Consider the following 16,175-nt stretch of genomic DNA (forward strand, 5'->3'; position numbering starts at 1 on the left):
AAACAGTTCGCGCAATTGGTATCGGATGAACTCAAAGTTCGCTTGTACATAATGGCATATAAGTTATAATTAGCAACCATGAAGTTAGAAAAAATAACCAAGTCGGAAAAGCACCCTGCGAAGCGCAGCTATGACGATGCCTGCGCTGCGGCCCATGCCCTTGATTTGATTGGGGAACGGTGGGCGCTTCTGGTGATGCGCGAATTGATGCTTGGACCCAAACGCTTCAGTGACTTGCGGGCTGATCTGCCGGGAGTGAGCGCAAATGTCCTCACGCAAAGACTGGAAGGACTGGAAGAAGCTGGCATTCTTCGCAAGACGAAGCTGCCGCCGCCTGCTGCGGTGCAGGTCTATGAACTGACCGAGTGGGGCTACGAAAGCGAGCCGATCCTTCAGGCACTAGGCCGATGGGCGGCGCGCTCGCCAAAGCATGATCCCAACCTGCCGATCTCGACCGTTTCCTTCCTGCTTTCGTTGCGGACCATGATCGACCACGACAGGTCTGCGGGGTTGCAGGCGGTAATCGGCCTTCGTCTGGACGGGGAAGATTTCACGGCTCACCTTGCCGAAGCCGAAGCCGAAGCCGAAGTTCGGATAGAGCGCGGCACGGCACAGAAATATGATCTCTATTTCGAAAGTTCGCCGCGCATGCTGGCCGCCGCCATCTATGGTGGGCAACCTCTTTCAGCGCTCGAAAGCGCCAATGTTCTCAAGATCATAGGTGATCGCGCCCTTGCGGAAAAATTCGTGACGCTGTTCCCGCTTCCGGACAAGGCTGAGCTGCCCGAATGAGATATGCAACTTTTTGGTTGCTTATTTTCGTTCAGCATTTATATTGGCAACCATAAAGTTGCCAATTACGGAGGAAGCAGGCCATGACAAGCAGTACAGACCGCATTGAGAAGACTGTTGATATTCGCGCCGGGATCGACCGCGTATGGCGCGCCCTGACCGACCATGAGGAATTCGGAAGCTGGTTTCAGGTGAAGATCGAGGGGCCTTTCATCGTCGGCACTCGTTCGCTTGGCCGCACCACCTATCCGGGCTTCGAGCATGTGCGTTGGGAGGCCTTCATCAAGGACATGCATGCGCCCGACTATTTCGCCTTTACCTGGCACCCTTATGCCGTGGATCCAGACACCGATTATTCTAGCGAACCGCCGACGCTCGTCGAATTCCGGTTGCAGCCTATCGAAACCGGCACGCGACTGACCGTGACCGAAAGCGGTTTCGATGCCCTGCCCGCCGAGCGCAAGCCAATTGCGCTGCGGATGAACAACGGCGGCTGGGAGGAGCAGGTCGGCAACATCAAAAGACACGTCGAAAATGAACGATAGGCCAGAGATGACCGGCACGGATATGTCAATGGTTTTCGCCGCACTTGCCGATCCGACCCGGCTGGCGCTTATCGAAACCCTGAGCGACGGCGAAAGCCGTTCGATTGTGGTGCTGTCGCAAAATGGCAGCATCACCCGGCAGGCCGTGACAAAGCATTTATCTGTGCTGGAACAGGCAAATCTGGTTGAACGGGAAAAGGTCGGCCGGGAGAGCCGGTTTCGGCTTCACCCCGCCCCGCTTGTCGATGCCCGCGCCTATCTCGCAACCGTCTCCAGCCAGTGGGATGATGCTCTCCAGCGTCTGCGCCGGTTCGTGGAAGACTAGATTTGCCTGAATAGAAGCGAAGACGTGCCCTTCACGAAGCCCAGCTTTTCGTAGAAGGGCACAAGGCGGTCGGGGCAATAAAGCTCGAAACTTTTCACGCGCTTCAGCTTTTCATGATTGAGGATACGTCCGACCAAGGCTTGCCCCACCCCTTGCCCTCGATGCTGTTGCGCCACGATGACATCGAAAATCATCGCCTTGAAGGTGAAATCACTGAAAACGCGGGCAAAGCCGGCGATCCGGCCCTCGCCATCGAAACAGAACTGAAGCAGGTCACAATGCGCAAGCATGTGTGTGACGTCTTCAAAGCTGCGCTCCTTCGTCCACCATTCCCCGCAATAGAAAGCATGGAATTCATGGTATCGTTCGACTGGGATCTCTTCCATCCATTGAAAATTCTTCACGATCCCTCCGTGCTTGCAAAAACACCCGCCAGACGATCTGGCGGGTGTCTTCAATTCAGAAGCCGAATGCCGGATCAGTGCAGGATCTGGCTGAGGAACAGCTTGGTGCGCTCGTGCTGCGGATTGTCGAAGAACTCGTCCGGCGAGTTCTGCTCGACGATCTGGCCCTGATCCATGAAGATCACGCGGTTGGCGACCTGACGGGCGAAGCCCATTTCGTGCGTCACGCAGATCATGGTCATGCCTTCGGCGGCAAGGCTCACCATCGTATCGAGCACTTCCTTGACCATTTCCGGATCGAGAGCCGATGTCGGCTCGTCGAACAGCATCACTTTCGGGTTCATGCACAATGCGCGGGCAATAGCCACGCGCTGCTGCTGACCGCCGGAAAGCTGGCCCGGATATTTGTTGGCCTGTTCCGGAATTTTTACACGCGCCAGATAATGCATGGCGATTTCTTCCGCCTGCTTCTTCGGCATCTTGCGCACCCAGATCGGGGCAAGCGTGCAGTTTTCCAGAATCGTCAGATGCGGGAAAAGGTTGAAGTGCTGGAACACCATGCCGACTTCGCGGCGCACTTCGTCGATCTTCTTCAGGTCATTGGTCAGTTCGATGTTATCGACGACGATCTTGCCCTTCTGGTGTTCTTCCAGACGGTTGATGCAGCGGATCATGGTCGATTTGCCGGAGCCCGACGGGCCGGCCACAACGATGCGCTCGCCGCGCATGACCTTCAGATTGATGTCGCGCAGGACGTGGAACTCCCCGTACCACTTGTGCATGTTGGTGATTTCGATGGCGACATCGGTTTTGGAAACCTGCATCTTTGAACGGTCAACTTCCACTCCGAGCTCGGATTGCGGGAGGGCGCTTTGTGCACTCATTTCCATTATTCCCTTTATTCTTATCGTTTATGACCCGTATCGAGGCGTCGTTCCATGAATATAGAGTATCGCGACATTGCGAAACAGAAAATCCAGAAAACGAAGCCCGCAAAGATCAGGCCGGTAGCAGGCGTCTGTGGAGAAGCCCAGTTTGCATCGGAAAAGTTCTGACGGACGATGCCCAACAGATCGAACATGCCGATGATGTAGACAAGGCTCGTATCCTTGAAGAGACCGATGAAAGTGTTGACGATTCCCGGAATGACGAGCTTCAGCGCCTGCGGCAGTATGATCAGCCCCGTTTTCTGCCAGTAGCCGAGACCGAGTGCATCCGCACCTTCATATTGCCCGCGCGGGATAGCCTGCAGGCCGCCGCGCACCACTTCCGCCATATAGGCCGAAGCGAAAAGCGCCACGCCAATAAGCGCACGCAGCAGCTTGTCGAAAGTCACGCCCGGCGGCAAAAACAAGGGCAGCATGACGCTGGCCATGAACAGCACCGTCACCAATGGGACGCCACGCACCATTTCAATGAAAATGATGGATAGCGTCTTGATGACCGGCAGCTTCGAGCGCCGCCCGAGTGCCAGCACGATACCAAGCGGCAGCGAAACTGCGATGCCGACAAAGGACAGAACGAGCGTGACCAGCAGTCCGCCCCAGAGCGGCGTTTCCACATAGGGAAGGCCGAACGAGCCACCGACCAGCAGGAAGAAGGCAACGATCGGAAAGATGAAGAAGAACAGGATCGCGTTGAGCCCCTTCTTCGGCGCCTTGGGAATCAAGAGCGGCACCAGAAGAACCACGAAGATCAGCGCGGTCAGGTTGACGCGCCAGCGCTCCGAAATCGGGTAGCGGCCATAGAGAAACTGCTCGTATTTCGCATTCACGAACGCCCAGCATGCGCCGGACCAGCCTTCCGGCTGCGCGCCGCCTTGCGCGACGGTGAGACAGGCGGTGCGATCGGCACCGGTCCACACCGCCTTGACGAACAGCCACTCGATGATTGGAGGGAGGAACCACGCGACGACCAGCAGGCCGAGAATGGTCAGCGCCGCATCGACAGGCGTTGCGAACAGGTTGACGCGCAGCCAGTGGGAAATGCCCTGCACCGAGCGCGGCGGCGCTTCGCCATCCACCATCTGCGTGCGGACATATTGGAGATTTGCGTTTTCCATTGTCATCTCTCCACCAGCGCCATCTTGGCATTGAACCAGTTCATGAGGCCCGAGGTAATCAGGCTGATGCCGAGATAGATCACCATCCAGATCGCCACGACCTCGACCGACTGACCGGTCTGGTTGAGGATCGTTCCGCCGACAGCAACAAGGTCGGGATAGCCAATGGCAATGGCCAGCGACGAGTTCTTGATAAGGTTGAGATATTGGCTCGACAGCGGCGGAATGATGATGCGCAGCGCCTGCGGCACGATGATGAGGCGCATCGTCTGGCCGGGACGCAAGCCCACGGCATAGGCTGCCTCCGTCTGCCCCTTGGAGACGCCCAGAACACCGGCACGGACTGTTTCGGCGATGAAGGACGCCGTGTAGAAGGACAGCGCCAGAAACAGGGCCAGGAACTCCGGCTTGACCTGCGCGCCGCCCGTCAGATTGAAGGTTCCCAGCTTCGGCGAATCGAACGAAATCGGAAAGCCGGTCGCGATCAGCGCCAGGAGCGGCAGGCCGATGATCAGGGCAGCGGCCACTCGTATCGTGTGAAACGGCTGGCCTGTCGCCATCTGGCGGCGCTTTGCCCAGCGCGCGACGATGACCGAGGCCACGATGCCGATGAGAAGCGCCACGGGCAGAAGCCAGGCCCCCTCGCCCCATACCGGCGCGGGCATGAAGAAGCCGCGATTGTTCAAATATGTACCGAGCGGCATCGCAATACTATTACGAGCCTGCGGTAGCACCGAAAGCACACCGAAGTACCAGAAGAAGATGACGAGCAACGGGGGGATATTGCGGAAAACTTCCACATAGACCGTGCAGATCTTGCGGATCAGCCAATTATGCGAGAGCCGCCCGATACCGACCAGAAATCCTATGATCGAAGCCGTCACCACACCGAGCGCGGCTACGTAAAGCGTATTCATCAGTCCGACCAGAAAGGCCCGGCCATAGTTCGAATCGCTGCTGTATTGAATGAGCGTCTGACTGATATCGAAACCGGCACGGCCATTGAGGAAGCCGAAGCCGGACGCGATATTTGCACGCTGAAGATTGGCGATCGTGTTGCCCACGATCCAGTAGATTGCCCCGATGACCACCCCGAAGACGATCACCTGATAGAAGATGCCACGAATCCGCGGATCATACAGGAGCGAAGTTCCGCCGCTATCCTGGCGGCGTTCAGTTGCAGAATAGGAAGCCATATGTTTCCTGTGCCTCTCGGCTGACAGCATCCATTCCGAAAAATGACAGGCCACCTTTGCCGGACAACGCCTGAAAGACAACGCCTGAAATCGGAATATCGAATGCCGAACCGTTCGGTCCTGCTGTTCCCTATCCAGGCTCGTCAGGAGCCTTTCGGGGACGGCAAGACGCGGTTGAATTCCCAAAAAGCAGCTTGTCAGCATCCTCTGCCCGCCAAATGCGGGGCCGAAAGCAAACGGACAAACTGCAGAGCCGACAAATCCGGCGGATGCTGTTGCACCCGCCGATGATCAGCCCGGAGAATATTGCCCGTCAGCGCACCGGGACGCCATATTGCAGGCCGCCCTTGTTCCACTGGGCATTGATGCCGCGTGCAATCTTGAGCGGGCTGCCGGAGCCGATGTTGCGCTCGAAAATTTCGCCGTAATTGCCGACGCCCTTGATGATCTTCACCACCCAGTCATTGTCGAGCCCGAGATCAGTGCCGATCTTCGTGTCCGCTTCCACACCGAGAAGGCGCTTGATGTCCGGGTTGTCGGACTTCTTCATCTCTTCGACATTGGCCTGCGTAATGCCGTATTCCTCAGCGTTGAGCAGCGCATTATGCGTCCAGCGAACAACGTCTGCCCACTTGGAATCGCCCTGACGGACGGTCAGGCCGAAAGGTTCCTTGGAGATGATTTCCGGCAGGATGACATGATCGTCCGGGTTGGCGAGCGCCAGACGAACCCCGTAAAGGCTGGACTGGTCGGTCGTATAGGCGTCGCAACGGCCAGAGTCGTAAGCGGCGTTCGCTTCTTCGATCTTCTCGAAGACCACCGGATTATATTCCATCTTGTTGGCGCGGAAATAGTCGGCCATGTTCATTTCGGTCGTCGTACCGGCCTGAACGCAGATGGATGCGCCGGAAAGCTGCAATGCAGAATTGATGCCCGATAGCTTCTTCGAATTGATCATGAAGCCCTGGCCATCAAAGTAATTGATGCCGGCAAAATCGAGACCGAGCGCGGTGTCGCGGCTGATGGTCCAGGTCGTGTTACGGATCAGGACGTCGATTTCACCCGACTGCAGGGCCGTGAACCGCTCCTTGGCGTTCAGCGGCGTAAACTTCACCTTGGTCGGATCGCCAAAAATAGCAGAAGCCACAGCGCGGCAATAATCCACGTCAAAGCCGGACCATTCACCCTTGTCGTTAGGCGAGGCAAATCCGAGGAGGCCCGTATTCACGCCGCACTGCAGAAAACCTTTCGCCTTCACGTCCGAAAGCGTGTCAGCGGATGCTCCCGAAGCTGCGCAAAACAGCGCCGCCGCACCCAATACACCCGTCATAAGAGTTTTTTTCATCTGGCCTGCAACCTTTTTCGTTCCCTGGAGAGCGCTAAAACCCTGGTCCATAGCGTCTCTTGTTGCTTTATTTTTTTGCATCAACCCGATGGATAAGTCACGTGACCTCCCGAGCCCATGCCCTACAACAGAATGCCCTCGCCCGAGACCGCTGCCCGGTCTTCGATTTAGTTTTGAGGCAATGACAAACCTGCCGCCTTCACGGGTCTATCGAAGGCGAAATTTTGTCTTTGGTCAAGGCTTTAACGCAATCCAACCGACAGTCTTCCCAAAAAGACGAAGGAACTATATTTGAAAATTTACACGATTTCCCGATTTCTGGGTAGCCGGCTTTAATGACGCAAACCAGTCCGCACGAATGCAAAAGGAGTGGAATTAATTATATAAATACAAGTTGTTAGCCACCCTTCCATACAAGACAATCAGCGGAAACAACAACCCTTGATAGAAATCAAACGCGTGGAAACGCGCATTCGTCATCCAAAGAAAAAATAATATTTCGCGTGGCCATATAGCGGGCGACCCACCATGTCGTCACGAATCCGATTGCCAGACCGGCGACAACATCTGTCGGATAATGGGCTCCGGCAGCGAGCCTGCTGATCCCGAAGAGAATACCAATGAAAACAGTGGGAATGCGCCAGCGCGGCAGGAATATCCAAAGCGAAACCATCATGATGCCCGCCATCATGGAGTGGCCCGACGGGAAGCTTTCATAAAGAAACTTGCCCTTGAAGGGCGAAAAATAGGCCGCACCGACTTCATCAAGCAGAAACGGACGCGCCCGGCCAATTGCAAGCTTGCCGATTTCGACCGGCACGCTTGCGACAACGATAGAGGTCAGGATGAGCGTTGCCCAGCCGTGAAGCTTCACCAGCCACGACCTGGCACCGGAACGCAGTTTTGGTGAGAGCAGTATCGCCGTGGCGAGCCACACGACGATGCCGATTACAAGCCAGACGACGGTACGAATCGCATCCGTGACGGTCCGCAGGAATTGCATGAGGAAATTGGTGCTTTGCGCGGTCAGGCGAATGATGTCGGCATCCCACAGATGCAGCACGAGAACGACGAAGGGCAGAAGCACGATGACGGCCGTCATTTCCATCGTCCAGGAGGATGGCGCGCCCTTGTAGGCCGGACGCAAAAGAGCCTGAAGGAGTTCCAGCGCTGCGCGAAAGGGATAAAGAAAGGTGCTTCCCATGCCTGCCGCCACCATACTGAAATGTCCTTTCACAAGCTTATTACGCAACAAATAGCACGCGAGGTTGCATCCGGAACACGCGCATTCTATCCAAGTATTCAAAGTTTCCGCCGCAAACGGAATCGCAGATCTTTTTGCCGCAGGCGACCTCGATGTGCCCGGCGAGAATCAGCGGGATAGCATGCAACATGGTCTGGAGGCATTTTCGTGACTAAGCAGCAGGGCAAGACAGAGAAGCTGGGTATAAACACGCGGCTCACCCACGACGGTTATCAGCCGCGCGACTATCATGGCTTCGTCAACCCACCCGTGGTCCGCGCCTCCACCGTGCTTTTCCCCGATGCGGAAACAATGGCGACCGGCAATCAGAAATATACCTACGGCACTCGCGGCACGCCAACCAGCGATGCGCTTTGCAAGGCAATCGACGCGCTGGAAGGTTCGGCGGGCACGGTCTGCGTCCCATCCGGGCTTGCCGCCGTCACGGTTCCGCTTCTCGCTTTCCTGTCGCCGGGCGATCATGCGCTGTTTGTCGATTCGATCTACAATCCGACCCGCCATTTTGCCGATACGATCCTCAAGCGCATGGGCGTGGATGTCGAATATTACGATCCGGAGATCGGCTCCGGCATCGCGAAGCTGATGCGTGCGAACACCAAGGTCGTGTTCACAGAATCGCCTGCGTCCAACACGTTCGAGATGCAGGATATTCCAGCCATCGCCGAAGAGGCGCACAAGGGCGGCGCCATCGTCATGATGGACAATACATGGGCCACCCCGCTTTACTTCAAGGCGCTCGATTTCGGGGTGGATATTTCCATCCATGCCTCGACCAAATATCCGTCCGGCCATTCCGACATTCTGTTCGGTACAGTATCGGCCAATGAGAAATGCTGGCCGCAGCTTCTCGAAACGCACGGAACGCTTGGACTGTGCACGTCGGCTGACGATACCTACCAGATCCTGCGCGGCATGCGCACGATGGGCGTGCGGCTGGAGCAGCACCGCAAGAACGCACTGGAAATCGCGCGCTGGCTTGAAGGCCACCCGGCGGTTGACCGCGTTCTGCATCCGGCTCTGGAAAGCCATCCGGGACATGAAATCTGGAAGCGGGATTTTTCCGGCTCCTCCGGCATTTTCTCCATCGTGCTGGCCAGCGGCGGGCAGAAGGAAGCCCATGCCTTCCTCGATGCGCTTGAGATCTTTGGCCTTGGCTATTCCTGGGGCGGCTATGAAAGCCTTGCCCTTCATGTCCGTCTCGATGACCGAACCGTAGCCAAGGGGAACTATGCGGGACCCGTGATCCGACTGCAGATCGGTCTGGAAGACGTGCCGGACCTCATTGCCGATCTCGAAAAAGGCTTTGCAGCAATCTAAAGCGGTTCCGGTTAAAACGGAGCCTTTGGAACTGCTCCAAGCTTTTGTTTTTACGCATTTCCGAACGCAAAACCGCTTCGCACTTTTGCTGGAAATGCTCTAAGCCGGTTTTGCAGCAGTCACCTTGCGTGACCGCGGAGAAACCGGCTTCTTAGCTTTTTTCAGTGGCTTGGGCGTCGTTTCAGAAAGCCCTTCCATAACGGCCTCTATCATGGTGCAGGCTACGAAATCCGCCTGCACCTCTTCCAGCAACGCCTCCCTGTCGACAGAGCGTGCTTCGTTCGGCTCGTGCCACAACACCACGCCAATCCTCACAGCGGGTTGCAGCCGTCGCAGACGGCGCACCGCAAACCGGGCATGGCGTGCCGCCTGCCGATCCAGAAAACAGAGTATCAGTGTATCCCTGCCGGAAATATCGAGCGCTTTCAGCCTGGCGGGCGCGAGTGCATCATGCGCGAGAGCCTCTGCCGATGCTCCTTGCACGGCAAGCACCTGCGCCAGCATGGCCGCAGCCGTGTCGTCGAGCCTTCTCCTGCCGCCGAAGGTCAGAAGCGACCGCCCTGCGCCGGAGGGCAACTCCAGACCGGCTTTACTGCCATCACCATCGGGATTTTCAATCGCGATCTCTTCGTCATCGCCCTCCTCCTCGCTGGCAATCTGCTCCAGATTGGCCACCAGCGTTTTCGTGCTTTCGGTAACGATCTGCAACTGCTGCTCGGTGAGCACGCCGCGAAGCCGGTCACGTTCTGCCATCAGAAGTGCTGGAACCGCGACCGAACCATAGAATTCGACCAGATATTTCTGCTCCAGCATTTCCTCGGCGTTGTCGGTGGCTTCATCGGGGTCGCCTGCCAAGAGGCGCTGATAAAGACGTTCCTTCGGGTCAAGCACCGGCTCGTTGCCGAACAGGATTTCCAGAAACTCGAATTTCGGAACGTGACGCCCAAGCACCACGAGGCAGACCGTGAGTGGCGTCGACAGGACGAGCCCGACCGGACCCCAGAGCCACGTCCAGAAAATGGCCGACACGATGATCGCAAGCGGCGAAAGACCAGTGCGCGAGCCATAAAGCCACGGCTCGACCACGTTATTTATAAGAAGCTCGATGACGACGAAGAGTCCGATCGTCCACAGGAGCAGGTTCCAACCCGGCGCCACGGCAAAGGCAAGGAACAGCGGCAGGATCGCCGCGATCACTGGACCAATATAGGGAACGAACCGCAAAACAATCGCCAGCATTCCCCACAGGGCCGCATTGGGAATGCCCAGAACCCACAGACCAAAGGCGAGCGGCACGCCGTAGGTGATATTCACCACAAGCTGGGTCAGCAGATACTGGCCGACACGCTTTCCCGCATCCTGCAAGGCTTCGGTCGTGCGGTGAAGATCGCCATAGCCCACAAGCCTTATGAAGCGGTCCCGCAGTTCCTCCCTTTCGAGCAGCATGAAAATCACCACCACAACGACGAGACCCGTCGTCGCCAGCGGTCCAACGAGCGGTTCGATGATGCTCCTCAATGTTTCCACCGGATGGCGCGGCGCGAATATCTGGACAAGGAGGGGCTTTTCCTCAGGCTGATCGGAAGGCAGCGTCTGCGTTTTCTGCTCAGGCCTGTTGATTTCCGTGCCGATGCGCTCGGCAAAGCTGTTCAGCCTGTCGAAGAAACTGTTGTCGGACCCCGCTTCCTTGAGCGTCCTGATCTTTTCGATGATGTTGTACTGATAGAATGTAACATTCTGCGCGACTTCGGAAACCTGAAAGGCAATCACGGCACTGAATATGGCTACGATCAGGAAGCCGCCCGCCACGCTGGCAATCACCGCGAACAGACGCGGAAGCCCAGCCCGGCGCAGAAAGGCGACAATCGGCGCCAGCGCGAATGTCAGCAGCACCGCAATGGCCAGTGGCAGAAACACATCCTTTGCAAAGTAGAGAATGGCGACAGCGACCGCCATTGCAGCCAGTGTGGGCAGACGCGGTGGCGCCGACGTGATCGGACGAACTGCAGAATCCGGACTGTCCATACTCTCCATGAACCCCTCATTTGCCGCTTTATGAGTTTCGGCTTGTCAGCCGGTAACTGAAAAAGGAGCGTTCGGTTCCATAGATCAAGGGAGCATATAATAAATTTAATTAGCAGATACTAATAATAATATTATTAGAAATTAATTGGCCCAAATGGAAGTAAATGTTAATATAAATTAAATACAGAAATCTTTCAGATTGGAGCATCTACAGGGAATTATGGGGGACGCCGTGTCGTTAAAGCCAGCAACGAGATTATTTAGTCGCCACTTATGGAAAGTTCTGCTTACTCTACTTTTGGTAGCAACCTCTTCATTTGCACACGCCCAACAAACGCCAAGGCCTGTTCAGGTCGGCGTGTATGTCAGCGAGCCTTTCGTCAACAAGGAGGGCGATTCCTACTCCGGCATGGCTATCGACATCTGGCACGATATCGCCACGCGCATGAATCTTGCTTCGCAATATGTGGAATATCCCAACTATGGGGAGCTGGTGAAAGCTGTTTCCGAAGGCAAGGTCGAAGCCGCCGTCACCAATCTCACGATCACGGAGAGCCGGGCAGAAATCATCGATTTCACGCATCCATGGTTCGATGCCGGCTTGCGCATCATGATCCACACCCAGGCGGCCAGCGGCTGGGACGACCTCATCAATCGCCTTGATAATGCCGGGCATCTGGCGACCTATGCATGGATACTGTTCATCCTCATCGCCGCCACCGTGGTGCTGACGATTTTTGACCGGCGTTTCGACGAAGGCTTTCCGAAGCGCTGGCGCGAGGGGCTGGCGGAGAGTTTCTATCACGTGGTTTCCATCGCCACGTCGGGCAAAACCTCGCGCAAAAACCTGTTCGGTTGGGTGGGACGTATCTGGCAGACTTTCTGGATGGTTTTCGGCATTGCGATTATCGCCTACGTGACCTCGTCGATTACCAGCGTCATGACCGTGGCCCATATCGACAACAGCATTTCCAGCCTGTCGGACCTGCAAGGGAAATCCGTCGGCGTGCGTGCCGGCAGTGTCGCTGAGCAGTTTATGAAATCACGCTCCATCGCGACCGTGCCTTTCGACCACATGCCTGACGCCGTCGCGGCACTCGTGAATAACGAAATTGCGGCAATCGTCGGTGATGGTCCGGTCCTGGACTATTATACCCATCAGCATGCCGACCAGCCTGTCGAACTCGTCGGCAATGTGTTCAGCCCGGACAAGTACGGCTTTGGCTTCCCGCGTCAGAGCGAGCTTGTCAAGCCAGCGAGCGTGGCGATCATCAGCGCCCATGAGAATGAGGAAATCGCCAAGATGAAAGCCAAATATTTCGGCCCCGAGAATTGATGACACGGACGCAAAAAAGGCGACCATAGGCCGCCTTTTAATTCCCGCAGAGGATTTTTACCGTCCCCCGACGATGGACGAAATGATGCCGGTTGCGATGCCGATCAGCAGGTAGTCGTTGTTGACCTTGACCCAATGATAACCGCGTGGCGGCTGGCGCAGCTTGTAGCGCGAATAGTTGTTCACCACGTGACCCCGATAGTTGGGTGGAAGGCGGTTACCCTTCTTCCAGCTGTGGTGACGGCGGTTGTCATACTTGCGCGCATCATATTTCGGGCCGCCCTTGTGCATCTGGCTGTGAGACGGCTTGCCGTGATGCGACGGATAAGGCTGTGCCATCGCGGCTGGTGCGACGAGAACTGAAAGGGCGGTGAGAGCAATAACGATCCGCTTCATATCGGCTTCCTTTGTTATATTCGATGGGAGGACAATGCGCCCGCCAATGTGAATGCCAAGTGAATGGGACCATTAAATAAGTTTAATGATTTCATAGACCTGGAACGAAAGCGCGATCTTGCGTTTCCCATTTGCCCGAAATGCGCTAGGTAGAAGTCAAATCGCGCGCACCCCGAAAAAGGGGCAAGTGTCAGAGGACTGGATCATGATGAACTGGGTTTTCATTCTGCAGGGCGTTATCGCGTTCGGGCTGGCCGCACTGGCCATCGCGGTCATCCTGCGGCACCGCCGCCACTGATGCAGGGTCGATCCGTGAACTTTTTCGCATCGGCCCGCCGGTTCCAAAGCAACGGAACATGAAGTCAATCGTTTAAGCTTGATCTGATATTTTCTCAGGAGGAGACAAGAATGCGGAAAGTAGCACTTGGGTTAGTTGCCCTGCTCGCCATAACGGGCTGCACCACCACGGAAAAGGATCTTTCCATCGGCACGGGCGCTGGCGCCATCATCGGCGGCATTGCCGGTGGCGGGCGCGGAGCATTGATCGGCGCTGGTGCGGGCGCGCTCGGCGGCCTGCTGGTGCGTGAACTGCGCAACGGCAATTGCGAGTATCGCGATCGCCATGGCCGCATTTATGTGGCTCGCTGCAAGCGATAGTCCTGCAATTCAACATTTATCGAAAGCGCCGGTTTTCCGGCGCTTTTGCGTTCCAACATCTTCGCGCTGCCTGCCCTTATTGGAACCTTTGACCGCTGATGTCGTTCTATACGCAATCGAGACGGTTGAGGAGAATTCCGATGAAGCTTGTTCTCAAAGTCGCCCTTGTCGCGCTGGGCCTATGTGCGGCGGCGGCAGCGCAGGCGGCTGACGCCATATCCACCACCAATCTCAATATCCGCACCGGTCCCGGCACGCGCTATGCGACGGTGGGCTCCATCCCGACCGGTGCGCCAGTGACGGTGCGCGGCTGCACGTCGGGTTACGGCTGGTGCCAGGTCAGCTATGGTCCGAACTTTGGTTGGGCTTCGTCGCGTTATCTGGCATTCCGGGAGGGGACATCCGGCGGTTACTCCGATGATTTCGGGCGCACCGCCGCGCTGATCGGCATTCCGCTTATTGCAGGCGTAGCCATAGGCTCTGCACTCAATGACCGTGATGACTACTGGTATCGCGACCGTCGCTATTACCGGAACAGGCACTGGAATCGCCGCGACTGGCGCGACCGTCCTCGCTGGCATGGCAATCACGGTCCGCGTGTTTACCTGAGGCAGCGCGGACCAGACGGCCCGCACGGGCAGTAAACAGACAATTCGGGTAGAGACAGCAAACGCCGCGAAAAGAGCCACCTCGCGGCGTGCTGTCATTGCATTAAGCTTCGGGCTTCAATTGACTGGCAGTGCACTGCACCAACAGGAACCAGCTCATTGAAAATGGTGGCGATCCCGGCAGGATTCGAACCTGCGACATTCAGCTTAGAAGGCTGACGCTCTATCCAACTGAGCTACGGGACCTGATCTCTCGATAAAAATCGAAGATATTTCGATGAATGCAAGGCTTTGAAGGCAAAGCCTTACTGAATTATCGCATTGCCCGGCCTGAAACAAGTGTCAGGCTAAACAGGCAATCAGTGCGTCCAGGGCATTGTCCGGTCGAAACGGAAATTGTCCGAATAGGAAACCTTGCGGCGCTTCGGTTCGTTCGGCTCGAAGACGCGATATGCGATACCATTGCGCTTTGCATAATCGACGGCTTCTTCCTGAGTCGCAAAGAACAGACGAATCTGGCTCTTCATATCGCCGGAAGAAGTGTAGCCCATCAAAGGCTCGACCATACGCGGGCTTTCCGGCTCATATTCCAGAAGCCACTGATCTGTCTTGGCCTGACCGGACTGCATGGCAGTCTTAGCTGGACGGTAAATACGTGCAACCATTTGAAGAACCCTGAACTACTCTCTTGCTCCCACGGGAGCTGAAATCAACCAAGCCAATAGTTTACACAGGAATGCATGTCAACGCGATAAAGACGCACGCTACAGGCGATGCCCAACCGTCTTATACTGATCAATTCAGATTTTGGGGAAAATGGTCGGAGCGGCAGGATTCGAACCTGCGACCCCCTGATCCCAAATCAGGTGCGCTACCAGACTGCGCTACGCTCCGTGGCCCTTTCGGACGTTGAGTTCCCTAGAGAATTCGCATTCTTAAGGCAAGAGCTATTTTCAAACTTTTCCAAAAAAGTGGAATGAACGGCATACAGCAGGACAGGATGCTGCGAAATGTCCCACCGATGTTCCTTGATCGTTCCAGAGGGCAATGGACGTGCGAGGCGAAGTCATCGCGGCTATCCATTCCGCTACTCCCTGCTATCAACGAACCTGGCAACACGATCCCGATTGATCACTATATTCTGCAAGGCGACTTCCATGCGCGTCATTCTGTCATGCACATCACCGTTCTGAAGTTCCAGCCGCGCGATGCGTGTTTCCAGCAGCTCTACGAAGCCTTGCGGTACGAAGAGGAAGAAACGCGGATGAGGCGGCCGACATTTTGCGTTCGCAGGTCGACAAGATCGTGCTGGCGCCGGTTGAGGGTAAAGTGGAGACGGACGTCAAGAGTGATCTGGCTGGCATTCTGACGATTGTCCCGGAAACACAAAAACCCCGCCTGTTAGGTATGCTTCGGGTCTGCGGCCATGGTCAAGTTCTTCGTTTTCTCCTTTGTCGTTTTAGTGTCGTGCGCAGAGCTGTTCTTGAAGCGGAAGCTGTCGTTTCCGGTTTCAAGGATGTGGCAATGGTGGATAAGCCGATCAAGCAATGCCGTGGTCATCTTGGCATCACCGAAGACGCTGGCCCATTCGCTGAAGCTGAGGTTCGTCGTGATGATGACGCTGGTTCGCTCGTAGAGTTTGCTGAGCAGGTGGAAGAGCGTCGCACCGCCAGACGCGCTGGACGGCAGGTATCCAAGCTCATCAAGGATCACGAGATCGGAGTGGACAAGGCGATTGGCGATCTGCCCAGACCGTCCTTGCGCCTTTTCCTGTTCCAGCGCGTTGACCAGCTCGACCGTTGAGAAGAACCGAACCCGTTTGTGGTGATGCTCGATGGCCTGAACACCTATCGCGGTAGCAATATGTGCCTTGCCCGTGCCGGGGCCACCGACCAGAACGATG

17 protein-coding genes and 2 tRNA genes are annotated in these 16,175 nt (G+C 56.3%); 7 read left to right on the forward strand and 12 right to left on the reverse strand.

Annotated elements, in window-relative coordinates:
• The first annotated feature begins 78 nt into the window (after positions 1–78).
• The 3 genes from AC0TOF_RS03820 to AC0TOF_RS03830 all read left to right on the forward strand — a co-directional run bounded on the left by AC0TOF_RS03820 (position 79) and on the right by AC0TOF_RS03830 (position 1,662).
• On the forward strand, positions 79–792 hold the full coding sequence (locus tag AC0TOF_RS03820; RefSeq protein ID WP_473767283.1) for a winged helix-turn-helix transcriptional regulator: 714 nt from the start codon (positions 79–81) through the stop codon (positions 790–792).
• An 83-nt stretch (positions 793–875) separates the two neighbouring features.
• Positions 876–1,337 (forward strand): SRPBCC family protein, encoded by a 462-nt coding sequence (locus AC0TOF_RS03825; protein WP_473767284.1) that lies wholly within the window; start codon positions 876–878, stop codon positions 1,335–1,337.
• A 7-nt stretch (positions 1,338–1,344) separates the two neighbouring features.
• Positions 1,345–1,662, forward strand: coding sequence for an ArsR/SmtB family transcription factor (locus AC0TOF_RS03830; RefSeq protein WP_151682525.1), 318 nt, complete (start codon positions 1,345–1,347; stop codon positions 1,660–1,662).
• Here AC0TOF_RS03830 and AC0TOF_RS03835 read toward each other — a convergent pair.
• The 6 genes from AC0TOF_RS03835 to lpxE form a co-directional block, all read right to left on the reverse strand.
• Positions 1,659–2,066, reverse strand: coding sequence for a GNAT family N-acetyltransferase (locus AC0TOF_RS03835; RefSeq protein WP_473767285.1), 408 nt, complete (start codon positions 2,064–2,066; stop codon positions 1,659–1,661). The genes AC0TOF_RS03830 and AC0TOF_RS03835 overlap by 4 nt on opposite strands.
• A gap of 74 nt (positions 2,067–2,140) precedes the next feature.
• Entirely contained in the window at positions 2,141–2,950 is an 810-nt protein-coding gene (locus tag AC0TOF_RS03840; protein WP_021587807.1) for an amino acid ABC transporter ATP-binding protein, read from the reverse strand.
• A gap of 20 nt (positions 2,951–2,970) precedes the next feature.
• Complete coding sequence (locus tag AC0TOF_RS03845) at positions 2,971–4,128, reverse strand: amino acid ABC transporter permease (protein ID WP_473767286.1); 1,158 nt, start codon at positions 4,126–4,128, stop codon at positions 2,971–2,973.
• Positions 4,129–4,130: 2 nt separating this feature from the next.
• Positions 4,131–5,324: an amino acid ABC transporter permease gene (locus AC0TOF_RS03850; protein ID WP_122003475.1), complete on the reverse strand. Its 1,194-nt coding sequence runs from the start codon at positions 5,322–5,324 to the stop codon at positions 4,131–4,133.
• A 313-nt stretch (positions 5,325–5,637) separates the two neighbouring features.
• Entirely contained in the window at positions 5,638–6,669 is a 1,032-nt protein-coding gene (locus AC0TOF_RS03855; RefSeq protein ID WP_122003490.1) for an amino acid ABC transporter substrate-binding protein, read from the reverse strand.
• Between the two features lie 451 nt (positions 6,670–7,120).
• Complete coding sequence (gene lpxE, locus AC0TOF_RS03860; RefSeq protein ID WP_473767287.1) at positions 7,121–7,888, reverse strand: lipid A 1-phosphatase LpxE; 768 nt, start codon at positions 7,886–7,888, stop codon at positions 7,121–7,123.
• Between the two features lie 192 nt (positions 7,889–8,080).
• Here lpxE and AC0TOF_RS03865 point away from each other — a divergent pair, with 192 nt between their 5' ends.
• A complete protein-coding gene (locus AC0TOF_RS03865) occupies positions 8,081–9,250 on the forward strand; it encodes a cystathionine beta-lyase (protein WP_122003477.1) in 1,170 nt (389 codons plus the stop codon).
• Positions 9,251–9,349: 99 nt separating this feature from the next.
• Here the strand turns inward: AC0TOF_RS03865 and AC0TOF_RS03870 are convergent, their stop codons facing one another.
• Entirely contained in the window at positions 9,350–11,284 is a 1,935-nt protein-coding gene (locus tag AC0TOF_RS03870) for an AI-2E family transporter (RefSeq protein ID WP_473767288.1), read from the reverse strand.
• 349 nt (positions 11,285–11,633) lie between these two features.
• Between AC0TOF_RS03870 and AC0TOF_RS03875 the strand changes: the two genes are divergently transcribed.
• Positions 11,634–12,611 carry a transporter substrate-binding domain-containing protein gene (locus tag AC0TOF_RS03875; protein WP_473767289.1) on the forward strand — a complete coding sequence of 326 codons (978 nt, stop codon included), beginning with the start codon at positions 11,634–11,636 and terminating at the stop codon, positions 12,609–12,611.
• Positions 12,612–12,668: 57 nt separating this feature from the next.
• On the opposite strand, the gene AC0TOF_RS03880 is transcribed toward AC0TOF_RS03875, so the two are convergent.
• The gene (locus AC0TOF_RS03880; protein ID WP_473767290.1) at positions 12,669–13,007 is read right to left on the reverse strand and encodes an RcnB family protein; all 339 of its coding nucleotides are present in this window, start codon (positions 13,005–13,007) and stop codon (positions 12,669–12,671) included.
• A 408-nt stretch (positions 13,008–13,415) separates the two neighbouring features.
• On the opposite strand from AC0TOF_RS03880, the gene AC0TOF_RS03885 reads away from it, so the two are divergent.
• Both AC0TOF_RS03885 and AC0TOF_RS03890 read left to right on the forward strand, forming a co-directional pair.
• A complete protein-coding gene (locus AC0TOF_RS03885; RefSeq protein ID WP_122003481.1) occupies positions 13,416–13,664 on the forward strand; it encodes a YMGG-like glycine zipper-containing protein in 249 nt (82 codons plus the stop codon).
• A gap of 140 nt (positions 13,665–13,804) precedes the next feature.
• On the forward strand, positions 13,805–14,308 hold the full coding sequence (locus AC0TOF_RS03890) for an SH3 domain-containing protein (protein WP_473767291.1): 504 nt from the start codon (positions 13,805–13,807) through the stop codon (positions 14,306–14,308).
• A gap of 133 nt (positions 14,309–14,441) precedes the next feature.
• Here AC0TOF_RS03890 and AC0TOF_RS03895 read toward each other — a convergent pair.
• From AC0TOF_RS03895 to AC0TOF_RS03910, 4 genes are all read right to left on the reverse strand, one after another.
• Positions 14,442–14,518 (reverse strand) — tRNA-Arg (locus tag AC0TOF_RS03895).
• Positions 14,519–14,631: 113 nt separating this feature from the next.
• Complete coding sequence (locus tag AC0TOF_RS03900) at positions 14,632–14,937, reverse strand: ETC complex I subunit (protein WP_114215733.1); 306 nt, start codon at positions 14,935–14,937, stop codon at positions 14,632–14,634.
• 152 nt (positions 14,938–15,089) lie between these two features.
• Positions 15,090–15,166, reverse strand: a tRNA-Pro gene (locus tag AC0TOF_RS03905).
• 507 nt (positions 15,167–15,673) lie between these two features.
• Positions 15,674–16,175, reverse strand: a 502-nt coding sequence (locus AC0TOF_RS03910; protein ID WP_473767292.1) for an ATP-binding protein, incomplete at its 5' end; no start/stop codon positions are given.

The sequence above is a fragment of the Ochrobactrum sp. PL_is501 genome, from assembly GCF_055816895.1.